Source organism: Mediterraneibacter faecis (genome assembly GCF_055383675.1).
This window is the reverse complement of the sequence record NZ_AP043803.1, coordinates 701,688-724,860: the sequence shown is the minus strand read 5'-3', so window position 1 is coordinate 724,860 and position 23,173 is coordinate 701,688. Positions and strand designations below refer to the sequence as shown.

Genomic DNA, 23,173 nt, shown 5'->3' with positions numbered 1-23,173 from the left:
ATCGTAATATTTATTTATTGTTGAGATATTCCTCATAACCAACTTCTGCAAGTCTGTCTGCTTTTGCCTGTACCGTATCTTTCATCTCTGCAGAATAAGCTTTCAGTTTCTCTAAAAGCTCCAGATCTGACATTGCAAGCATCTTTGCTGCAAGAATTGCCGCATTCATACCGCCGTCGATTGCAACTGTAGCAACCGGGATTCCAGGTGGCATCTGAACGATTGAATAAAGTGCATCCATACCCTCCAGATTCTTTCCTGACATTGGGATACCAATTACCGGCATTGGGAAAAGTGCTGCGCACATTCCCGGCAGATGTGCTGCCATACCTGCTCCTGCAATAATTACTTTGATTCCCTTTCCTTCAGCTGCCTTTGCCCAGTCAAAAAAGACATCCGGCATACGGTGTGCTGAAATAATCGTCATCTCATAATCGATTCCAAACTTCTCCAGTGTGGCTGCTGCCTTACTCATCACCTTCAGATCTGAGTCGCTGCCCATGACAATTCCTACTTTTGGCATATCATTTCCTCCTCAGTGGTATACTGTTTTCCTTCCCTTGGAAAACTTTGTTTATTTATTATCCATACTTATGAAAGATTCCATTTAATCATCTATTAACTATCCAATTACCTATAGGATTTCCTTAAAATCCCGCTTCATCCAAAGGCTCATTAAGTACCTCTGTTCCCGGCAATACGAATCTTCCGTCCTCTAATAGTATAATGTCTTTTCCCTCGTTTGTCACTACACTTATTTCTTCTAACTCTTTATAAGGCACGGTTATATCTGTATGACAGTTAAAGTATGCTTTTGATACATCTTCCTTACGAAGAAGAGAACAGGAATTATCTTTCGCCACAATTTCCTTTCCATTCGGATTGTAGACTCTGATTTCCTCACTCCAGGAATAACATGTATCTCCTACTGCAAAATGCGGTCCTGTCTTCTCCGCGATCAGAATCGGCATCTTATCTTCTATATTAAATTTCTTTGCTGCCACATATGCAGTCGTATTTGTTCCAATTGCGAACTCACCAAGCGGAAGAGTCTCATGATTCTTCAACACATTATCGTAAATGTATTTCTTATTCTGTGCTTCATCCTCAAAGTTCGTACATGTATAGTCGGTGATCTTTCCATCCTGAAATGTAAGTTTCAGATTCTGATACTGAAGTCCATCTAAATATACCTTGCTTACATGAAGTATGCCGTTCGTCCCTTCCAGAACCGGTGAAGTGAATACTTCTCCGACAGGAATATTCACGTCTGCCACACAATTTTCGAAGATCGTCTCCTTCTGTGCGTCTTTCAGATGATATAACTGTACTGTAATATCTGTCTGGTTTTCTCCTTTTCCTCTTACATGTACACAAGTTCCCTGATCTAATGCATCGATCATTGTCTGCTGCACTTTTTCATAAAGTTTCGCGTCTAATGTATTGATCTTGATCACTTCATCAAAGATCTTTGCATAATCTGCCCCAATCTCCGGCACCGGATAAGCAACAATCGTGAAACTTCTTTCCTCACCCTTGATATACTCATTCGTGATCTGTCCTGATCTGCTGCTAAAGAGAAGATCCAGTTCTCTCTGCGCCTCATCATATGCCGGTGCTGTTTCTTTCGCTTCCGGTGAAAATGGAGTCTCGCCAAAGATCTCCATAACTGCCGGTCCTGCAACGCCTGCTGCCATCTCTTTATTTTGCTCAAAAACGGTCTTCATCACCTCAAGCTTACGTTCTACATAACGCTTATCCATAAAGAGTGCCTGGTCCTGTCTGTGATCATACTCATACTGCTGATTCGCAATCGCACCGTAATATCCAATCTTGTGGTGCTCTCTCTTCGTGATCACGCTGGAGGCAGCGCGATAAATAACCGGCTTTAATCCCATCTTACGGAAGTTCTCGATTGCAAGGCAGATCACCTTTTCAAATCCAAGGCTGTAACGGATATTTACAATCGATTTCTTTGACAGATCTTTTCCAGTATTAATAAAACCAACCCGATATCCTTCCGTATATACATCTGCCATCTTCTGCAGTGTCTCCTGTGGCAGATTTCTCAGATGATGAGCTGTTCCAAGTTCATTCTTGGAAATGTACTCACCGAATTCATACAGATAATCATCTTCATCAAGATCTGCCTTCTCAATGATCTGTACTGCAAAATCCGCTGACGGGTCCATCTGCTCCAGAATTCGGTCTGCATAAAACACATCGCAGTAATCGCTTGCATACCAATACAGAATCTCCTTGATCTGCTCCGGCTTTGGAACTGGATTCTCTTCCTCACTCATTCCCTCGAAACAGGTATAGACTTCGAGAAACAACTCATAGAGGATTGTCAGATAATCCTTGCGCTGTTCAAACACATACGAAATTCCTGCTCTGATTTCCGTATACAACAAACTTAAAAGCTGTCCCATCTCCTGCCCCAATTTTTCACAGGCATAGTCTTGATTGGCATAGCTTGTCTGATATTTCTCTCCTATAATATCACTATAAAGAATCCTGTTCAGGCTACGCTTTTCTTCAAGACTTAAGCTGTCCCAGCTTCCATCTTCTAGCTTTTTTCGTGTATTCTCTAACTCAAGCAGAAACAAGGTACAATCCTGAAAGTAAGAAATATATGCTGCATTCACTGTTTCTTCTGTCACGATCGTGCGCAGACGCTCAACTGCCAGTTCGTGACGCTGTGTGCACTGTTCATTTTTCTCCTTCTGTAACTCACTTAACTTTCCGATCATAAGTTCAGACCTCCAACAAAAATTCCAAGGAAGCACAAGATCTGCACAATACCGATCCCGATTCCACATTTGCAGGAAAGATATTTTCTATCCTGCTCCTCAAATCCTTCTATTGCATTCCAGATTCCATAGATATCAATCATTAAAGAAAGGATTGCGATCCCTCCGACAATTCCAGCTGCCTTTCCTCTCGTCAGGAATGCATATCCGACACATCCCAGCAAGAGAGCAAGTGACCATCCGGTCAACCAGCAGGAGATCACACCTCTTCTTGACTGCAGATACGCTGCTTTCCCATATTTCTTTGATTTATTACTCTTTCGTTCCTTTTCTTTCTTCTGATTTTTTTCTCTTTCATCGTTTTTCTTTTCTTTTTTTCCGATCATTTCTTCTCCTTAGTAGATTACAAACTACAAAAACTATATATCCAAGTACACCGCCGATTGTATTCAGCAGAATATCATCCACATCAAAGCATCCCACTTTCGTGATCAGCTGCATTAACTCTACACAAAAAGTCAGACAAAAACTCCAAAATAACGTTTTGAAAAAGCTTCTTCTTTTTCCTGCCATTGCAGAAAAGTAACCAACTGGCATGAAAATCAGAATATTTCCAAATAAATTTGAGAACACCGCAAATGTTCCCAGCTGATGTCTGTATTGAATAAATCTCTTAATCTCTTTGAATAGCACCAAATTGTAATGGTATTCATCCATTACGCCTTCCCTGCCGTACCAGTCTGATAAGAACAGAAAGTATACAAGGAAGATAATATATAATATAAACAGGATCTTTCCAAGCATCCTGACTCTCTTCGCTTCTTTTTTTGTCAATTCTTTACACCTTCATAGAAAAAGAAAGCCCCCTCTGCCGGTTCACTTCGGACGTAACTACTCACACTGAACAAGCTACGAGGGGACTTTCTTTTTAAAATGTTATATTATTTTTATGTTTTAACAGACTGGCTCCATTGATAATAGAAATAATTCCTACCGTAACTCCTGTAACAAGCAGGATTATTCCGATTGCAATGTTACCTGCTCCACTGTTTCTCATTACACGATACGCTTTTTCCAAAACACCAGGCCTCCTTATTTTGCTCCATATTTCTCATAATATGCATCGATCGCTGCTTTTAATTCATCATCGATCACTACTTTTCCGTCACATTCCTTGTTGTAAAGGCACTCTACAACATCTTCCATTGTAACGATCGCTGCTGTCTCAAATCCATAGAGATCTTTCACTTCGTCAAGTGCGCACTTCTCTCCGCCTTTTCCTACTTCCATACGGTTTAAGGATACCATAAGTCCAACGATTGTAACATCAGCAGCATCTTTTACTTTCGGAACTGTCTCTTCCATAGATTTACCGGATGTTGTAACATCCTCGATCATGATCACGCGGTCTCCATCTTTCAGCTTACTTCCAAGGAAGCTTCCTTTATCTGCGCCATGATCTTTCTCTTCCTTACGGTCTGAGCAGTAACGTACTTCTTTTCCATATAATTCACTGTATGCGATTGCTGTTACAACTCCGAGCGGGATTCCTTTGTAAGCCGGTCCAAACAGTACATCAAAGTCATCTCCATATGTCTCGTGAATTGCTCTTGCGTAATACTCTCCAAGTTTCTTTAACTGGGATCCTGTTACATATGCTCCTGCATTCATGAAAAATGGGGATTTTCTTCCGCTTTTCAGTGTGAAATCTCCAAACTTCAATACATCACAGTCTACCATAAATTCTATGAATTCCTTCTTATATGCTTCCATTTTATCTTAAAACCTCCTGTTTATAAGGCTTTCACGCCTTTACCTAATTCTTTACCATTAAGGGATTTACCCATTTGTGCCTCCTTCCTAAGTGTAGAATAGGAAGGATTCCAAATATCGTCTTTATTCTACCATAAAACCTTACAATTATCAATCCGTTTTAAATGACCATAGCACAGGTGCGCTCTATTCTCCCGACCTTTCGGAAGTGATTCTTTGCAATAAGCTTCCCTCCTACAATCAGGCATTCCTTCATCCATTCCTGTGGTTCTTGCATCTCGGTACGCCACTGCATCCCCGATTCTTCCACCATTCTTGTCAAGCAGCACAAAATCCACCGCCCAGGTATCAATTCCCATGCTCTCCGGAATTTTACCAAGGCTGGCACACTTTTTCATTCCGATTTTGATTTCTTCAAAAAGTGTATCCACATCCCAAATTTTGTGTCCGTTCTTCTCCGTCATCCCATTGTAGAAACGGTGAACCTCTTCCAATACCATTCTGTCCTCTTCCATGTGCGTAAGCATATGCCTGCCGCTGGAAGCCCCAATATCTACTGCGAGAAAGTATTTCATTGCTGTCTCCTTTCATTCGTTCCTTCTCTTCTCCTTGTTATAGCTATATGATACGAATTTTTACACAGCAAAAAAAGACACTCCTTTGTAAAAAAAGTGTCCCTTTTTGCACTGGTGATGACTCAGCCTGTTCCATCTGTTGAAGAATCCAACAGATTCACAAGGATTATCTGTGTAAGAAAATAAGTCGCCGCCACCCGCATTTTACTTTTTCTATCTATTCTACTTTGAAAACTTAGCAGATTGTTGCACCATCCACAGCTAAAATTTCTCCTGACACATAACTTGCAAGTTCACTTGCGAGAAAGAGGCATGCATTTGCCACATCTTCCGGTTCTCCGATTCTTCCGAGAGGAATCGTTGCAATAAGCGGCTGAATTTCTTCCTCCGGGAGTGCTGCCACCATATCTGTTCTGGTAATTCCAGGTGCAACTGCATTGACACGGATTCCATATTGTCCCAGTTCTCTTGCAAGAGAGATTGTCAGACCGTTTACCCCGAATTTGCTAGTAGGATAAGCCACTCCGCCTGGCTGCCCGTACTTACTTACCATAGAACTTGTGTTGATAATGCAGCCTCCGCCCTGCTCCTTCATCAGTTCTACCGATGGCTGAATTGCGTTAAATACTGCGTTTACATTCAGATTGATTATTTCCTGAAAATGCTCTGGATTGCAATCTATCGTCATCATACTGTCAGATACACCCGCATTATTTACAAGAATATCAATCTTTCCGTATTTCCTGTGAATTGCCTGGATTTCGTCTGCCACTTCTTTTGCGTCTGTCAGACTCGGGCAGGCACCGGATACTTCCCATTCCGGATTTTCTTCCTTTAAGGATGCCAGTGCCTTATCTACTGTCTCCTGCCGGGAACCGAATAATATGACCTTTGCACCATTCTCCAGATATTTTTTCACAATGGCATACCCGATTCCGCGTGTACCTCCAGTTACTACTGCTATTTTTCCTTTCAGCATAATATTTCTCCTATCTTCGCTGCTTTCTTCTATTTTCCTTCCACTTATTTTACTGTAAATTCAATTTTTTCTTTAATTCATTTGCAATATCATATCCACTGAATTCCATCGGAATCACATAGTCTTCATCATCGCCGTGAAGCGGAGTCCATACCTGTGCATAGAACGGATTTACTTTTGCGATATTTCCATACTGCCACTCATGTGCCAGACATTCCGGGCACCAGTGTCCACCCTGAAGAACTGCATTCACAGACATCATAAACTCATGTCCGTCTGCGCATTTCCACTTAATCGGGGTGTAGATATCTGCCGGTGCTTTCTCTTCCAGACATTCACCGCCACGGAAAGCAGCCGCTTTCTTCAAATCCTCAATATCCAGATTTTCAAGCCCTTTTTCTTCATCGTAGCCGTGATCCAGATAGGTTACCTCTTCACTTGGATGGAAGAGTTCATAACCTTCATCCCAGCTCTTGATTGCGTCTCGTTTTTCCCTGGAACCGAAGAATGCCTTAATCCAGTCTTCCTTATTGTTTTCCAAAGCCCAGTATGTTCCGCCCTCTTTGTGACCGATTTCAATATTATGTTCCTTCATCTGTTCGGCAGTTGGGAACATTGCTCTGATCATCGGATTTGCTGCCATTCTGCGCATCTCGTCTACCACACCGCCCCAGTACTCATCTGCCGGGATACAGCGGAAATGCAAAATGTCATCCAGATCTTTTCCGTCTGAGAAATAATGTCCATGGAAATTGTACTGTGCGATCATGTTTGCATCAAACAAATCCTTGAGAGTAATTCCAAATGGTTCCATCAGCATGTCAGTTTGTTCCCAGGCAGTCAGACGATATCCTTCTCCACTGCTTAAGTTGTATGCCTTTCTCCAGAATGATTCCGGAACCCAGTCTTCGCAGACATTTGCCATACAAATACCGGACTCAATGGATGTACTCCACTCCAGTACACAGTTTGGCGGCTGATGAAAGATGATTGGTTCCTCGCCTGCGCTCTCATTGCTTGGATACTGCCCTGTCTGACGGATGGATACCCAGTGTTTCAGTCCGGATTCATAAACTGCCAGTTCAGAGAACACTTTGGACAGTGCATAATAATCAAAAATAGAAGGATTGATCGGGTCACCGACTCTTCCCCAGTGAATCGGATATGTACGTGTGCCGGTTTCAGCTACTGTTCCGACATATACAAAATGTACCTTATCCGGGTCCGGCTGTTCCTTGATTGCCTTGATGATACTGAGGGTGGAACCAATATTGGTATACAATGTCTTTTCAGGATACTTGTCCGCTGCCGGTGACACCATTGCACCGATATGGAGAACATAATCCGCTCCGTCTACCAGCTTCTTGATGTCCTCATAGTTTCCGAGGTCTCCCCATACCACTTCCAGATTCGGAGCTGCAAATTTTTTCATTTTTTCTCTATTTACTTCAGAAGGTCTTGCAAATGCACGGATTTTGAAGCGATTCCCCCTAGGTAAGAGCTGTTTCAGAGTCTCCTGTCCCATCGTACCTGTCACTCCTGTAACCGCCACGATTTTCTGTGGTTTTGTCACATCTGCATGTACCTGCGGATCGTCAAATGTCAATGCTGCATCAAACGCTTCCCTGACTGCATTCAATGCTCTTCTTGCCATGGCGGCATCTCCGATCACCATATAACCTGCACCGATTGCCCGTGCGCCCTCTTCAATCTCTTTTCCACATCTGGCTCTGGAACCGATTGCCATCACTGCGTAATCACAAGGGTACTCTACTTCTGCTCCATCCTTCTGTCCGACAACCTTTCCTTCTTTAATAGCAGTTACGGTTACTTCTGTAACGGCTTCAATTCCTGCCAGAGCAATACTTTCCATCACACAGGCTTTCCTTGCCATACCCATATCCGCACAGTATTCCTTCATCATTTCCAGATCCGTAACCTTACATCCTCGCTCTGCCAGATATTCGGCTACTTCCATACCGACCATACCGCCGCCGATGACAACCACATTTCCGCTGACGTTCACCTTTCCGTTCAGGACATCGTGCGAATTTACCACACACGCAAGGTCTGCTCCCGGGATTCCCGGAATCAAAGGTTCTGCGCCGATTGCATTGAATACGGTATGCGGTTTGATTTCTGCAATCAGTTCTTTTGTTACCGGTGTATTCAGACGGATATCTGCTCCCAGACGTTCTGCCTTTTTACCCATAGCAATTACGGCTTCTTTCATCTCTGCCTTTCTCGGAGCTTCTCCTGCTGTCAAAAACTGTCCGCCAACTTTATCTGACGCTTCACATATGATGGCTTTATGTCCTCGCTGCCGGAGGATAATTGCGGCCTCCAGTCCTGCGATTCCGCCACCGGCAATCAATACGGTTTCCGGCTTTTCTGTTCTGGTGATTTTACATTCTGCTTCTCTTCCGACTGCCGGATTTCTGAGACAGGTAATCTGCGGACAGTTCTCATCTGCGAATCCGTCCAGGCATCCCTGATCACAGCCCACGCAGTAATCAATGTCTTCCACATTTCCTGCTTTTGCCTTATTACAGAACTGGGAATCTGCAAGCTGCGCACGGCCCATGACAACCATATCCACCTTATCTTCTTCCAGTATCTGCTCGGCAAGTTCTGCTGTATTGATACGTCCTACACCAATCGTCAGCATTCCGGTTTCTTTGCGGATACGTGCCGCATTGTCAATATTGAATCCTCTCGGTATATCAATTGGCGGAACTTCGTATTTTGTTGCCGCTGAAATAATATTACCTCTGGATACATCCAAAACATCAACGCCTGCTTCACCGGCAAGCTTACAAAATTCAATGACTTCCTCAATCGTCAGGCCGCCTTCCAGATAATCATCATGGGCATCAATTCGCATGAATAACGGCATATCTTCCGGAATATTTTCCCGGATTGCCCGGATACACTCCAATGGGAACTTTGCACGGTTCTCGAAGCTTCCTCCGTACTCATCCGTTCGGAAGTTGATACCACCCGACAGGAATGAATGCGGCAGATAATTATGTGCACAGTGAAATTCCACACAGTCAAATCCTGCTTCTACCGCTCTTGCCGCCGCTTTTCCGAAACATGTCACTACTTCCTTGATTTCTTCAATGGTAGCTCCCGGAAGTGTAATCTCCTCGCTAAACGGTGTATCGCATGCCATCAGTATCTGTGCTGTCTGGTCTGAACCGACTGCAAGAGAGCCCTGCCATAACTGAAGACCTGCTTTTCCGCCTTCCGCATGAATCGCATCCGTCAGTTCCTTCAGCCCCGGAATGTATTCGTCTTCACTGATTGACAGAAACCCTCTCGGAGCACTTGGCGTATGTACGCTGCAGACTTCTACAATATTCAGCGCACTTCCGCCCTTGACTCTCTCCACATGGTAGTTGATATGCGTCGGTGTCACATAACTTGCCTGTCCTGAGAACTTTGTTCCCATTGCAGGCATAACGATACGGTGCTTCAATTCCATGCCTCGAATTTTGATTGGGGTAAATAGTTTTTCAAACATCTTCCTTCCTCCTTTTTGGCGTTTTTTTAGGCATTCTGTGCTTTTCTTTTTGCAATTTCTTCTTTCATTGCAGGAAGTGTTTTTTCCAGATCAAACTTGCTTACAAGAATAAACATAATAACAAATATCACTAACGGTGTTACAATAGCGAATCCGTAAATTGCCATTTTTGTAGCTGCCGGCGCTACAGTCTGTGTAGCATCATAGCCGACTGCTGCAAGGAACCAGCCGATGATAGATGTTCCGAGTCCGCTTCCCACTTTACCGCCAAAGCTGGATGCACTGTTGGAGGTTGCTACCATTCTTACACCATATTTATATTCATTATAATCAATTGACATTGCCGTCATAACTCCAACCAGACACATCATCGGAATGGTTGCAAATGTTGTAATACTTCCGAACAATGCGTAGCAGAAAAAGATGTCTTTTGTGAAGAGAAGCAGTATATTTGCTCCTGCACCCATTGCAAAGCTCACCAGCAGCGTTTTCACAACACCAAGTTTCTTAATCATCGGTCCTACAAGTATAAATCCTAACAGGGTCGGAATCATTCCGATTCCTCCGAGAACGCCGACCAGGTTGTCATTGCCGAAAATCCATTTACAGTAATATACTCCCGCACCCGATGCAAGACCATATATAATGCATGAGAGCAGATTCACCACAAGAACAATCACCCAGTATTTGTTGTGGAACAGCTTTCCAAGCGCTTCCTTAAACGGAATCACTTCTTCATCCTCTTCTTTCGCTTCTACTGCCGCTCCTGCCTCTGTTGCTGTCTCACGGCTTGTTGCATAACAAATCAAGGCTGCCAGTATTACAATAATTCCCATGATAAAGCCAAATTTAATCCATGCGTTCTGATTTCCGCCCAGTGCATTCGTAATCGGAATCATACAGATTGCAAATATCATACCTGCCACATAACCGGTCGCTGCTCTCCATGTTCCCATGATGCCTCGTTCTTCCTGGCTGTTCGTACGAACGGTCATAAGCGAATTATAAGGGATTGCCATTGCCGTATATAATACTGCTGTCAGAAGAATGTTCGTTATTGTCACGTAAATTATCTGTCCCACATCTCCTATTTTCGGCACCGTAAACATCAGAACCATTACAATACCTGCCGGAATTCCCGCTTTCAAAAGCCACGGACGATATTTTTCTTTTCCCGGTTTTGTATGGTCAATGATATTTCCCATAATCAGGTCTGTAAATGCGTCAATAATCTTACAGACAATAAACATTGTTGCAATCGCCCCGGCAGCCATACCAACCTTATCCGTATAGAAGTATGTAAGCTGTCCTACCAGTGTGGACATCGCATTCAATGCGAACTGTCCCGTAGCGTCTCCGAAGTAATCCTTCACGCGCATTACTTTCTGAACGCCGAATTTGTCCTTTCCTAATGGTTTTTTACTCATTGTGTTCCTCCTTCATTTCGTATCACATTTTTTCTTGATATCCTGTAAGCTTAAAATATCACATTCCTAATTGTCCGTATTTTAATTTTAGCTTATTTTTTATAATTTTGAATTTGCAGCGTTCAGCGCATCAATGACTGCCAGATACATCGGCTTTGCCTGTGCATCCTGCACAAGCAGATCGGATATGGTCATGGACAATGCAAACTGAATCAGCGGGTCTTCCAGCATTCCCGGCATCATTTCTTCAAACATACTGCGGCCAAGTTCTTCGGCGACCAACTCTCCGAGTGTTGACTCCAACGAATATTTCTCGAATTTCAGATTGGTATCCGTCTTGTACTCGTAATGATATCTGCCGGAACCAACCGTAAATTCCGCTTCTTTCTCCGGAAGCTGGATAACAGCCGTTGTATTCACCGGAATCTGCACATCCACACAGATTTTTCCTTCTCTACAGCTCCATGCACTTACGATTGTTCCATATATGGATTCATAAGCTGCGGACACCTCTGTCATTCCCTTTGTCAGCGTCGGCTGAATCCGTATTTTCTTATATCCCGGTTCCATACAGCGTATTCCTGCAACTTTTTCGTACAGCCAGCTTCCAATCGAACCGTACGCATAATGGTTCAGGGAGTTCATACCTGATTCGTCAAAATCCCCATTTGGCAGAATGGAATTCCAACGCTCCCAGATTGTCGTTGCGCCTTTCTTTACTGCATAGAGCCAGCCTGGAAAATCCTCTTTCATAAAGATTTCATCCGCCAACCCATGAAGACCGTTTTCTGACAAACAATGACACAGATACGGTGTACCCACAAAACCTGTCGTCAGATGATTATGGTGTGCCCCGATATTCAACTCCAATGTCTCCAAAATACGATCACGAAATTCCGGTTTTATCAAGTCAAAGTACAGCATCAGCACACAGGCTGTCTGTGTCTCGCTGACCATTCGTCCGCTTCTTGTCACGTATTCCACATGAATGGCTTCTACTATTTCTTCATATAAGTCACCGTATGCTTTTGCTTCCTCTGCATACCCCAATGCATCCGCAGCATCCCGCACAATCCTGGTCGAATATGCGTAATAAGCATTTGCCACCAGATATTTGTCCGTTCCGCCTGTCCGGTCGGTGCTTCCGGATTCTATGTCCAGTGCCAGCCAGTCTCCATACTGGAATCCACTCTGCCACAATCCGTTTTTCGAGACTCTCGCATGTATATAATCCACCCAGTTCTTCATCATCGGGAATTGCTCCGCAAGCATCTCTTTATCCCCGTAAACCTTATAAATCGTCCACGGAATGATTGTCGCAGCATCGCTCCATGCCGCTGCTCCCGCCTGATTTCCGAGAATATTCGGAACAACATGAGGTACGCCCCACTCCGGATTGGTCTCTGCCGCCATATCCCGCAGCCATTTTCGGAAAAATAGTGCTGTGTGAAAATTGTAGGAGGCTGTACCACAGAATACCTGTGCATCTCCGGTCCAGCCCAACCGTTCATCTCTCTGTGGGCAGTCTGTCGGAACATCGAGGAAGTTGCCTCTCTGTCCCCACTGTATATTACTCTGCAGTTGGTTAACCAACGTGTTGTCGGATGTGAATGTTCCTGTCGGCTGCATGTCTGTGTGCATTGCACATGCCGTAAAATCCGATGCCTCTGTTTCCGTTCCTGCGCCTTCCACACAAATATAACGGAATCCGTGGAAAGTGAAGTGCGGCATCACAAGCATTCCCACCTGCTTTTCTCCGTATATAAATGTATCTGTACATCTTGCCGTCCGCAGATTCTCTGTATAAAAGTTTCCATCTTTATCCAGTGTTTCTGCATATCGAATAACTAATCTGTCTTCCATAAGTTTTGGAAGTCGTATTTCTACCAGTCCTGCCATATTCTGTCCGAAATCAAACACCAATTCTCCTTTTGGAGTCACGATCCTTTCCTTTACATCAAACCGTTTCGTTACCCGGACCGGCTCGGATTCCTGCGCCACAATCTGCCCGATATCATCCGTATGTTCAAACAGAACTGCCTTTCCCACCTGCCTTCTTTCTTTTGTATAATCCTGTATCTCACCGTGATAAATCTCGGAAAACAGAATTTCTCCTGTTTCCACATGCCAGTCCGTATCAGTGCCGATGCAGATAGTTTCCCCGTCTTCGTACTCGATACGCACCATTGCCAGCAAAGCCGTTCTGTCGCCGTAAATATTCGGTCTTGCATCAAACCCGAGTTCTCCCTTATACCACCCGTTTCCTACAGTAACCGTAATCTCATTATCTTTTTCCAGGAGTTCCGTAATATCATAAGTCTGATACTGCAGTCGGTGATGATAAGATGTCCAGCCCGGAGCCATGAACAAGTCTCCTGTTTTCCTTCCGTTAATAAGTGCCTCATATACACCACAGGCGGTCGCATACAGCCTTGCTCTCTTCACCGGTCTGTCCAGAGAAAAGCTGCGGACAAATACCGGACATGCAGTCTCTTCAGCCGGAAGTGTATGGGTAATCCATTTTGCATTCCAGTTTTCTTCTCTCATCAAACCGGTTTCAAAGTTTCCTGTCACCTGTCCCAGCTCTCCGCAATTATCCCATACACTGACCTGCACCTGATAAACAGTCATCTCTTTCAATGCAGCACCCTTATATGGCACCAGAACGGATTGGTCGCTTTCCACCCGGCCACTGTCCCACATAAGCTGGCCTCCGCTGACAACCTGAATCTGGTAGCTTGTCTGCACAACATCCTGCTTTTCACTCTCCAGCTTCCATGAGAAACGTGGTTTCTCATCGATTCCTATCGGATTTTTTCTGTATTCTATTGTCAAATCACGAATCATATACATTTCCTCTCTTTCTTTTTGTTTTTCTGATTCTTTCTATTCTATGAAAATTTTGCCATTGTACGAATCAGAGCGGTAACATTCTCCTGAAGTCTTGCCGTGTCTATGGTACCGTTCTCCAATCCTTTCTTTATCTGACCGGTATATGTATCATCATTAGAGCCCGGTGTAATCCAGCAGTTTCCCGCCTGTACCATTGCTGCCACATCTACACTGTCATAGGTTGTCCAATCCGTCATTACAAAACCGGCAAACCCATTTTCTTCTCTGAGAAGCCCCTGTAGAAGTTCTTCATCCGCTGCTGTCGGGCAGCCGTTTACCGCATTATACGCCGTCATAAAGCTGGCTGGCATATGAACATCCATCGCATATTCAAAAGTCCGAAAATAAATTTCCCGGATTGCACGTTCGGAAATCAGACTCTGATTTCGCTTTCTGGAAGATTCACAGTTGTTCCCGATAAAATGTTTATAGCAGCCTCCGACCCCGGCTCCTTCCAATCCTTTTGCATAAAATCCAGCCATGACACCGGACAAATACGGATCTTCCGAAAAATATTCCGGCTGTCGTCCATTTAGCGGATTTCTGTGAATATTAAATGCCGGGGCAAGAACCAGCGGCATGCCCAATGTCTTCGCTTCTTCCCCGATTACACACCCGATTGCTTCCGATAATTCTTTATTGAACGAAGCACAGATTGTAACGCCTGACGGCATTCCAATATTTTTGATGTTCAGATTGACTCCGCTGTTTCCATCGCTCACCGGAAAGTCCGGCAAATCATATCCTTCTGTCTGAAACACACGACCTGCCTCACCAATACCTTCCATTCCCCACCCAGCCGAGGCACAGACGCTGATGCGGGCAAGTTCCTCCGGTGACATCTGTGCCACAAACTCAGCCGCACGTGACGGATTTTTTCTTACAGCATCAAATGTTACCTTCTCTTTTGGTTTCTCCATATCAAACTTTGCGGGATAATGTTTCCTCTTCTCATAAGGCAAAAATGTCAACTTATTTTTGACCACTCCGGAATGCGCTCCTGTCGGCCATGTATCATCCGGATTTGTTTTGGATAATCTTGTAAATTTGCAATCGCAGCAAAGCAGGTTGGTTACCTGTTTGATTATTCTTGTTTCTTCTTCGTCGAATCCGCCGCATTCCGCTGCTTCAATACTGTTTCCCACATAAATACGGTAATATCCTTTTGATAAAATATACGCCGCTTTTTCTTCCGAATATGAAGTCAATACTTTCACCGGAACATGAACCGAAATCTTCTGTTCCTCTCCCGGAAGCAGTTCCTTTGTTTTTTCAAAGAATACCAGTTCTTTTTCCGGCTGCTCCAGTTCTGATTCCGGTTTGCCTACATAAACCTGGACAACTTCTTTTCCGGCTTTTTCCCCGACATTCTTCACATATACATCCAGTTCCAGTACTTCCCCGTCAAATCGAATATTCTCCTGTCTGATACAAAACTCCGTATAACTTAATCCGTAGCCAAACGGATACGCCGCTTTTTTCCTGAATGTTGTAAAATAACGATATCCTACATAAATGTCTTCCTCGTAACAAGTATCCACATATATATTTTCATCTGCTGTCAAACGTGTTTTATCCACACAGTCATAGAAATTTTTCGACGACGGAATATCAAAATAATCCTTTGCCCATGTATCCGGCAGCTTCCCTGACGGATTTACAGCCCCGCTCAGGATATCCACAAGTGCCGGTCCTGCAAGCATTCCACCAAATCCCGAATATATAAGTCCTGCAACTGCATACTTTTCTGCAAATGTCACATCAATCGGATATCCGACATTTAAAATCACAATTGTCTTTGCAAATGTATCCGTTATTTTTGCAATAAGTGCTTCTTCATCCTCGCTCAGATAGTATTCCCCTTTCGCCGTGGAAGCATCCTGGTTTTCTCCTGCTGCACGTGTCAGGAACACGATTGCCGTATCGGACAATTTCTTTGCACGCATCAACATCTCGTCCCCCGGTATCTCATCCCTGTCGCAGCCGTAAAATTCAACCAGTTCTTCATTCAGTGAATAAGCTTCTCCTTCCCTGACAGCCTCCACAAAATTAACACTGTAGCGAGGATTGATTTTGCCTGCCCCCACTGCTCCGATACGAAATTCGTGAATACCTCTGCCAAACAGATTCAATACCGTTCCCTTCTTCAGCGGAAGAACTTCCGCCGCATTTTTCAAAAGAACGATTCCCTCCCTGGCGGCTTCCAGTGCAATCTGTTCATGTGTTGCATCTTCCGGCTTCGGTTTCACTTTTTCCACACCTCTGACCGTAAAATCCTGCGGATTCATCTCATTCCCATCCATATCCACAAAACCTTCCACGTGAAGTTGATATTCCCGACCGTACTCTGTCACAAGTCCCCGAAGCGGAATTCCAAGCACCCACATATTCCCCATAACTTCCATATACTGGTTGATACAGCCGGATACCACCCTGCTATCTAATGTGACGGTTCCCTGAATATCCGGATTCATCGGCTTTGCCCACATCATAAGCAGACAGCCGGATAAGCGACGATCCAGCATAAAATACAATCCATCAATATCATGGAAATCATACTCCAGCGGTCCCATTTCAAAAAGCAATGGTTTATCTTCTTTTCCTGTCGGAAGCTGTTCCCAAAAATCTTCCATTCCCATGTTGAGTCCTCCTTTTAAATACTTTCATTGAGTTATCTATAAAATATCAAATCATATGATTTTTGTATTACAATATTGATTACAATATTTCAATTTTGTCCTTGTTTTTATAAATAGAACGCCTTATAATTAGTATTACATCCATTTCAAAGAGAGTTTAAAAGTACGGTTTTACCTGGAAAGGAGTCTTCCATGATTACTGATTTAAAGGCATTTTGTGAATTATTTTATGCATCAACCTCCATACCGATTGGCTATTACCACGCTTCACCCGACGATGACTGTTCCTTTCCTTCGATTTTGGAAGACCCGTCTGTTTTTAAAGGCATCCTGTCCGGTTTCCGACATTTCACAAAAAACCCGGACTATTTTATCGCGCAGTCCTTCGGCTATTATGGTTATATAAAGCCGGAGCATGCTGATTGCGTAATCATCATTGGCCCTGTATTCAGCACACCTATTTCAGATCTTACACTTCGCACTTTCATGCAGGAATGGGCAATCAGTCAGGAACACAAACCGGATATACTCCAATTTCTGGTCAATATTCCTCAGATTTCCTTTAACCAGTTTCTCCAGACACTTGCCTGGCTTCACCTGTGTTTCAACGATGAATATATTTCTGTTGGACAGCATTTTAACCTGGAAAACACAAGCATCATCAGCGAGTTTTCCAATGTACATTCCAATCAGGTGATGAATGCAAAGGAAGAACAGCATTTTCATAATACCTACCATTTTGAACAGAAACTTTTGCAGTATATTCAAAATGGAGACGTCGAAAAAATGAAAACATTGTTAAACACCCCCTCCAAATTATCAGGTGGTCTTATGGCTGACAACTCCCTCCGGCAGGAAAAGAATGTTTTCATTACAACTGTCGCAATTGTTACAAGAAGTGCCATTGCCGGAGGAATGGATATGGAACAGGCTTACCAGCTTGCCGATGTATATATCCGTGAATGTGAAAAGCTGCAGAATATTTCCCACATTGAAACCTTGTCTTATTCTATGCTGATTGATTTTACGGAACGGGTTTCGCAAAATAAAATTCCTCAGGGAATGTCTCTGGAAATATTTGAATGTATTCAGTTTATTACTCACCACATCAACGAATCCGTTCGGGTTGGCGATGTAGCTGAGCATATCGGAAGAAGCCGCTCTTATTTGACAAACAAGTTCAAAAAAGAGCTCGGCTTCGATGTCTGCAGCTTCATTATGCGGTGTAAGCTGGAAGAGGCAAAAAGTCTCCTGACGTATTCGGATAAGACATTAAGCGAAATCAGTAACTATCTTTGTTTTTCCAGTCAGGCTTACTTTCAGACTGTATTTAAGAAAAAATATGGTCTGACTCCGACACAGTATCGGAATCAGACCCATAAAATCTACTAATATACCAGACTGGGCATCTTTCTATTTGATGTTCAGAACGAGTTTTTCTTCTGCAAAATTTACTGTTGAAATGGTTACGACTGCCTCCCCCGGACATTTTGCAGCCCGGATTACTGCCATTACACTGCCGTCATAGGTATTCCATGTATGAGACTGGTAACTTCCTTCGCAGCTCGGATCTGCACTTCCGAATCCCTGCAATGCAGCACATCCCTCTACTTTCATTGTAACTGCTGCGCTTTCCCGACGATTGAAATTTCCTACTGCGTCTTCCAGTCTGATTTTTATGAAAGTAAGACTTTCTCCGTCAGCAGGAAGTTCATTCCGGTCAGCTTCAACCTTAAGCTTCACCGCTTTCCCTGCTGTCTGTAAGACAGTCCGACCTGCCTCCGCCCCGTTCAGATAACTGACTGCCTCCAGCTTTCCCGGATGATAAGGTACTTCATACGTCACAACATATACTCCGCCAATCGACTTTCGTCCTAGACTTTCCCCATTCAAGAACAGTTCTACTTCATCTGCATTGGCATAAACATCCACACTTGCTGTTTCCCCTTCATATCCCGGCCATGTCCAGCTTGCAAGATTATCCTTCCACATCCATGGTGTCTTTCCGACTTCAATTCCTGCCTTATCCATCCGAAGTACACCGATAGACGGTGCATGACCAATTCCGAACACTGCCTGCCGCAGATAACTAATTGGTTTACGATCACCAAGAATATCAATGTCACCGATACCTGCCAGTCTGTCCGGCCAATGCGCTGAAAAATTCACTCCTCCATTATAATGGAATATACCGCATCCGGCTTCTCCCAGATAATCATATCCGGTCCATGTAAAGTCTCCTAACACATGTGGATTGCGCTTTACGATATCCCACAAATGAACAATGTCCGCCGGAAAAGTCTCTGTGCCAAGCACAACCCGATTCGGATGACGTATGTGATCTTCTTCATGTAATGCCGTCAGATAATTATATCCGGCAATGTCATTTGCCGCAGCAAATTCTCCTATCATTTCTTCCAGAATCGGACTGGTGGCAATCGCATCTGCCAGCGGTCCCACCATAACCTCAGCCATCCCATTGATTTCATCTGCGCCTCCACGCTTCTGCTCATCCGGCTGCTGCATCGCTTCAAGCTGCTCCGGAGTCATCCCTGTAGCCTGGCACATAATTTCACCCATTCGGTCATTTCCTGCCATCAGACCATTGATTCCGTTCGTCGTATAGCGTGTGGCATCCAGCCGTTTCATTTCTGCATGAATCCTCCGATTCCATTCTGCCCCTTTTGAAGTGCCCGCCTCCGGAATCTCATTTCCGGTCGAATACAAAATCACGCATGGATGATTATAGTCTTTTTCCACCATGTCCCATGCATCCTGCTTCCAATGTGTCGGGAAATAATTTGCATAGTCATGAGGATTCTTTGTCCGAGTCCACATATCACTCAGTTCATCCATCACCAGCATCCCCAGTTTATCACAGGCATCCAGCATTGCCTTACTCATCGGATGATGTGCACTTCGAAGAGCGTTAAATCCGGCTTCCTTCATCTGGCGGCAGCGCCGATACTCAGCATCCGGAAATGTTGCCGCTCCGATAATCCCATTATCATGGTGAATACAGGTTCCCCTCAGTTTCGTTGGTTTACCGTTCACTAACAGCCCATGTTTTGCATTCAGCCGAAGTGTACGGATTCCTGTTGAAATATTTACACTGTCTATTGGATTCTCATCCTCAGAAATTGTAATCCGGCAGGAATATAGATTTGGTGTTTCATCACTCCACAATGCAGGATGTTCTACAAGCAAACGCTGACAGCACATCTGCGTGCTTTCTCCAAAAACAGTTACCGGTATGTGTTCTGCGGCTGCTTCCGCCCCATTCGGTCCGGTCAATGTAATTTCCACCTGTACCGTTTCGGAAACCATTCCCCGATTACAGATTGGAACCTCTACTTCCACGACTGCCGCCTCACAGTCAGCTTCTCTTATTGTAACACGCACCCCCTGAGCAGGAATATGCACAGTCTTTCCCACCCATGCATACACAGGACGGTATACCCCCGCGCCACTATACCAGCGGCTGGACTGCTCTATACTGCATACTTCTACTTTCAGTTCATTTTCCTGTCCATACTTCAGATAACCGCTGACGTCTGCAAAAATGCCTGTATATGGATTCACATGCTCTGTTACAAGATCCCCGTTCATATAAATACGGCAGGTATCTGCAACACCTTCAAATTCCAAAACAACTGTACATCCCTTCCACGCTTCCGGAATCTCCCACTTTTTCATGTAAGTATATTCACCGCCCGGATAAAATCCTGTCTGATGTGCATTCGCAGTTGCCGGAGTTCTTTCCTGATAAATCATGGCATCATGGGGCAAATCAATATTTTCTATATTTCCTGCGTCTCCCATCATTAACTCCATCATTGTTATGGTTCCTTTGGCAAACTGCCAATCCTGGTTTAAAGATATTTTTTTCATACGGACCTCCCTAATGCAGCTTGTTCATTTTTTAACTATTCTAACAGTTGAAGAGTATTCCGTATTATAAATATAAATTTATTATTATAATTTTGTAACACAATTTTTCAGAAAAATACCGGGAGAGAGGAAACTCGAATCCCCTGTCCCGGCGGTTTTTGTTATATCTATAAGTTTATTCTGCTGCGTTTAACGCTGCAACAAGTTGGTTCAGTGCTTCCTTTGTCACTCCCGGTACAAAACTCAGCATCTGTCTGAGCGGCATGGCTTCCATCATTGCCGCCATCATTTCGTCGTTGATCACTCCGGAATCATCCTGCATTTGTTCCTCTGTACTCTCGCCGTCCATTCCTTCCATTTCACTCATTGCCTGTTCCAATATGGCTTTTCCTTTCGGGTCTGCCATGATTTCTCCCATTGTGGAATTGAGGGTATACACTTTCGGCAGGACGGTTTCTGATTCTACCTGTACTTCCTCTGACAGAAGCACTTCCTGTGCATTCCGGCAAATCTGGATTTCATAGGCTCCGGTCTCCACATGCCAGTCATGGATTTCCGTATTCCAGTATGCATAGGCTCTGCTGTCAAGTTCAAAGGTGACGGTTTTCGTCTCACCCGGTGCAAGTTCTGTTTTTTCAAATGCTTTTAACTCCCGTACCGGGCGGATGATTGTTCCGCCCTTCGGCGCTACGTAAAGCTGTACGACTTCCTTTCCTGTACATGCGCCTGTATTCGTTACGTCTACGGATACCAGCAGTTTTTCGCTTTCCTTAAACTCCTTTTTGTCCAACGTAAGATTGCCGTAAGAAAAGGTCGTATAAGACAATCCGTATCCGAACGGGAACAGGACTTCCATTTCTTTGGATGTGTAATAGCGGTATCCCACAAATACGCCCTCTGAATAAACCGATTTGTCATGTTCTCCGCCGTAATTCAAATAGCACGGCGTGTCCTGTATCCGAAGTGGGAATGTTTCCGCCAATCGTCCGCTTGGATTTGCATTTCCGTAAAGCACATTGACCACTGCGCCGCCCACAGCCTGTCCGCCCAGGTAGGCTTCCAGCACGGCTTTTACTTTTCCGAGCCACGGCATTTCTACCGGAGCACCGTTGTGAAGCACAACAATGGTGTTCGGCTGTGCTTCCGCCACCGCTTCAATCAGTGCGTTCTGGCAGTTCGGCATCCCAAGATGCTTCCGGTCATACCCTTCGGATTCAAAGCTGTCCGGCAGTCCGGCAAAGATTACCGCCACGTCCGCATTTGCAGCAGCCTCTACGGCTTTTGCAGCCAATGCTTCATCCGCTTTATCCTCAACATCATCAAAGCCTTTGGCAAATGTGATGTTTTCCTTTTTTACAGTTGCGAGAAATTCTACGGCGTCCATTGCAGATTCTGTTTTAAAGCTGTTGATGTGGGAACTTCCGCCGCCCTGATAGCGTGGTTCCTCGGCGTATTTGCCGATAAAAGCCACCTTTTTGTCTGCGGACAACGGGAGAAGCGCATCCTCATTTTTCAGAAGCACAATACACTCCTCTTCGATTTCCCGGGCTGTCTCATGGTCTTTTTCACGCTGAAATACCGCGTTTTTGTCTCTGTTTTCCTCATATTTGAAAATAACATTCAAATATTCTTCACAGGACTTGTCCAGTACAGATTCATCCAGTGTTCCGTCCTGTACTGCGGCAACGATTTCTGCATCCGTAGCGCCTTCACAGGACGGCATTTCCAGATTGCAGCCTGCTTTCAGAGCTTCCACACGGTCATTCATCGCACCCCAGTCTGTCATTACATAGCCGTCAAATCCCCATTCCCTGCGGAGCACATCTGTGAGCATTTCTTTGTTTTCACAAAGGTATGTGCCGTTCAGCTTGTTGTATGCGTTCATAATGGTCCACGGCTTTTCCTTCTTTACCATTCCTTCAAAAGAAGCAAGGTAAATTTCACGCATGGTGCGTTCATCCATTTCTGAAGAGCTTGTTAAGCGGTGATATTCCTGGTTATTTGCCATAAAATGCTTCGGACTTGTTCCGATATGTTTGCTCTGGACGCCGTGGACAAGCGCACCTGCCATTTCCGTTGACACAAGCGGGTCCTCTGAATAGTATTCAAAATTACGTCCGCACAGCGGGGAACGCTTAATGTTCATAGCCGGGCCTAAGATTGTGCTTACATTTTCTGCCTGACACTCTTCCCCCAGTGTTTCTCCAAGTTTTGTCACCAGCTCACGGTTAAAGCTGGATGCGGTTGCACATCCCGCTGGAAAGCAAACAGCCTGAATGCTGTCGTTGATTCCCAAATGGTCTGCTTTATCGTCCTGCTTGCGGAGTCCGTGAGGTCCGTCTGAGACCATTTCCGAAGGGATTCCGAGACGTTCCACTCCTTTTGTGTGCCAAAAATCAAGCCCGGAACACAAAGATGCTTTCTCCTCCAGAGTCATTCTGGAGACCAATTCTTTTATTTTTGCTGTTTCCATGTTTCATCCTCCTGCCAATCTTTCTCTTTTGGATAAAGATAGCATACATTTTTCTTTTCGTATTATAGTTTTGAGTTATTTATTGTAAAAATAGGTTTGCATTTCCTTTACTAAATGATTAGGGAATGCAGTACCCCGTTCCCTTTACAGGTCGCAAGCGCAAGGATTTCTTCAATCGGTCCCCGATATGGAAATTTAATAGTGCCTAACACCACTGTGGTCAACTTAAGAATTTTAGAAAAATT

The 23,173-nt window shown here is 44.3% G+C and carries 14 protein-coding genes and 1 pseudogene; 1 reads left to right on the top strand and 14 read right to left on the bottom strand.

Going from position 1 to position 23,173, the window contains the following annotated elements; translation table 11 throughout:
- Positions 1-10 precede the first annotated feature (10 nt).
- From purE to ACZ47Z_RS03385, 12 genes and pseudogenes are all read right to left on the bottom strand, one after another.
- Positions 11-523, bottom strand: a complete 513-nt coding sequence (purE, locus tag ACZ47Z_RS03440; protein ID WP_054753315.1) for a 5-(carboxyamino)imidazole ribonucleotide mutase — start codon at positions 521-523, stop codon at positions 11-13.
- Positions 524-647: 124 nt separating this feature from the next.
- Complete coding sequence (locus ACZ47Z_RS03435) at positions 648-2,753, bottom strand: aminopeptidase (RefSeq protein WP_464525883.1); 2,106 nt, start codon at positions 2,751-2,753, stop codon at positions 648-650.
- Positions 2,750-3,139: a DUF6142 family protein gene (locus tag ACZ47Z_RS03430; protein WP_054753311.1), complete on the bottom strand. Its 390-nt coding sequence runs from the start codon at positions 3,137-3,139 to the stop codon at positions 2,750-2,752. Before ACZ47Z_RS03430 ends, ACZ47Z_RS03435 begins: the two co-directional genes overlap by 4 nt.
- Positions 3,108-3,557 (bottom strand): VanZ family protein, encoded by a 450-nt coding sequence (locus ACZ47Z_RS03425; protein ID WP_054753430.1) that lies wholly within the window; start codon positions 3,555-3,557, stop codon positions 3,108-3,110. The genes ACZ47Z_RS03430 and ACZ47Z_RS03425 overlap by 32 nt, the downstream gene beginning before the upstream one ends.
- A gap of 124 nt (positions 3,558-3,681) precedes the next feature.
- Positions 3,682-3,831, bottom strand: a complete 150-nt coding sequence (locus ACZ47Z_RS03420) for a hypothetical protein (RefSeq protein ID WP_020435871.1) — start codon at positions 3,829-3,831, stop codon at positions 3,682-3,684.
- A gap of 14 nt (positions 3,832-3,845) precedes the next feature.
- Positions 3,846-4,526, bottom strand: coding sequence for an orotate phosphoribosyltransferase (gene pyrE / locus ACZ47Z_RS03415; protein ID WP_020435872.1), 681 nt, complete (start codon positions 4,524-4,526; stop codon positions 3,846-3,848).
- 251 nt (positions 4,527-4,777) lie between these two features.
- Positions 4,778-5,101 (bottom strand): annotated as a pseudogene (locus ACZ47Z_RS03410) (FGGY family carbohydrate kinase); the annotation flags it as partial.
- Positions 5,102-5,336: 235 nt separating this feature from the next.
- Positions 5,337-6,080 carry an SDR family NAD(P)-dependent oxidoreductase gene (locus ACZ47Z_RS03405; protein WP_020436139.1) on the bottom strand — a complete coding sequence of 248 codons (744 nt, stop codon included), beginning with the start codon at positions 6,078-6,080 and terminating at the stop codon, positions 5,337-5,339.
- Between the two features lie 49 nt (positions 6,081-6,129).
- Positions 6,130-9,606, bottom strand: a complete 3,477-nt coding sequence (gene baiCD / locus ACZ47Z_RS03400) for a bile acid Fe-S flavoenzyme BaiCD (RefSeq protein WP_226865705.1) — start codon at positions 9,604-9,606, stop codon at positions 6,130-6,132.
- A gap of 26 nt (positions 9,607-9,632) precedes the next feature.
- The gene (locus ACZ47Z_RS03395) at positions 9,633-11,033 is read right to left on the bottom strand and encodes an MFS transporter (RefSeq protein ID WP_055148881.1); all 1,401 of its coding nucleotides are present in this window, start codon (positions 11,031-11,033) and stop codon (positions 9,633-9,635) included.
- A gap of 99 nt (positions 11,034-11,132) precedes the next feature.
- Complete coding sequence (locus ACZ47Z_RS03390; protein WP_464525882.1) at positions 11,133-13,880, bottom strand: alpha-L-rhamnosidase; 2,748 nt, start codon at positions 13,878-13,880, stop codon at positions 11,133-11,135.
- 44 nt (positions 13,881-13,924) lie between these two features.
- Positions 13,925-16,564, bottom strand: coding sequence for a glycoside hydrolase family 3 protein (locus tag ACZ47Z_RS03385; RefSeq protein WP_226871005.1), 2,640 nt, complete (start codon positions 16,562-16,564; stop codon positions 13,925-13,927).
- Positions 16,565-16,756: 192 nt separating this feature from the next.
- Here ACZ47Z_RS03385 and ACZ47Z_RS03380 point away from each other — a divergent pair, with 192 nt between their 5' ends.
- Positions 16,757-17,956, top strand: a complete 1,200-nt coding sequence (locus ACZ47Z_RS03380) for a helix-turn-helix domain-containing protein (protein WP_226871006.1) — start codon at positions 16,757-16,759, stop codon at positions 17,954-17,956.
- Between the two features lie 21 nt (positions 17,957-17,977).
- Here the strand turns inward: ACZ47Z_RS03380 and ACZ47Z_RS03375 are convergent, their stop codons facing one another.
- Positions 17,978-20,455 (bottom strand): glycoside hydrolase family 2 protein, encoded by a 2,478-nt coding sequence (locus ACZ47Z_RS03375; RefSeq protein ID WP_464525881.1) that lies wholly within the window; start codon positions 20,453-20,455, stop codon positions 17,978-17,980.
- 175 nt (positions 20,456-20,630) lie between these two features.
- Positions 20,631-22,928 (bottom strand): glycoside hydrolase family 3 C-terminal domain-containing protein, encoded by a 2,298-nt coding sequence (locus ACZ47Z_RS03370; RefSeq protein WP_055148871.1) that lies wholly within the window; start codon positions 22,926-22,928, stop codon positions 20,631-20,633.
- Between the last annotated feature and the right edge of the window lie 245 nt (positions 22,929-23,173).

Excerpts from the sequence above, each read along its gene's own strand:
- ACZ47Z_RS03385 (WP_226871005.1), bottom strand. The coding sequence starts at position 16,564 with ATGGGAATGGAAGATTTTTGGGAACAGCTTCCGACAGGAAAAGAAGAT.
- ACZ47Z_RS03380 (WP_226871006.1), top strand. The coding sequence starts at position 16,757 with ATGATTACTGATTTAAAGGCATTTTGTGAATTATTTTATGCATCAACC.
- purE (WP_054753315.1), bottom strand. The coding sequence starts at position 523 with ATGCCAAAAGTAGGAATTGTCATGGGCAGCGACTCAGATCTGAAGGTG.
- ACZ47Z_RS03405 (WP_020436139.1), bottom strand. The coding sequence starts at position 6,080 with ATGCTGAAAGGAAAAATAGCAGTAGTAACTGGAGGTACACGCGGAATC.
- ACZ47Z_RS03435 (WP_464525883.1), bottom strand. The coding sequence starts at position 2,753 with ATGATCGGAAAGTTAAGTGAGTTACAGAAGGAGAAAAATGAACAGTGC.
- ACZ47Z_RS03390 (WP_464525882.1), bottom strand. The coding sequence starts at position 13,880 with ATGATTCGTGATTTGACAATAGAATACAGAAAAAATCCGATAGGAATC.
- ACZ47Z_RS03425 (WP_054753430.1), bottom strand. The coding sequence starts at position 3,557 with ATGCTTGGAAAGATCCTGTTTATATTATATATTATCTTCCTTGTATAC.
- pyrE (WP_020435872.1), bottom strand. The coding sequence starts at position 4,526 with ATGGAAGCATATAAGAAGGAATTCATAGAATTTATGGTAGACTGTGAT.
- baiCD (WP_226865705.1), bottom strand. The coding sequence starts at position 9,606 with ATGTTTGAAAAACTATTTACCCCAATCAAAATTCGAGGCATGGAATTG.
- ACZ47Z_RS03395 (WP_055148881.1), bottom strand. The coding sequence starts at position 11,033 with ATGAGTAAAAAACCATTAGGAAAGGACAAATTCGGCGTTCAGAAAGTA.
- ACZ47Z_RS03370 (WP_055148871.1), bottom strand. The coding sequence starts at position 22,928 with ATGGAAACAGCAAAAATAAAAGAATTGGTCTCCAGAATGACTCTGGAG.
- ACZ47Z_RS03430 (WP_054753311.1), bottom strand. The coding sequence starts at position 3,139 with ATGATCGGAAAAAAAGAAAAGAAAAACGATGAAAGAGAAAAAAATCAG.
- ACZ47Z_RS03375 (WP_464525881.1), bottom strand. The coding sequence starts at position 20,455 with ATGAAAAAAATATCTTTAAACCAGGATTGGCAGTTTGCCAAAGGAACC.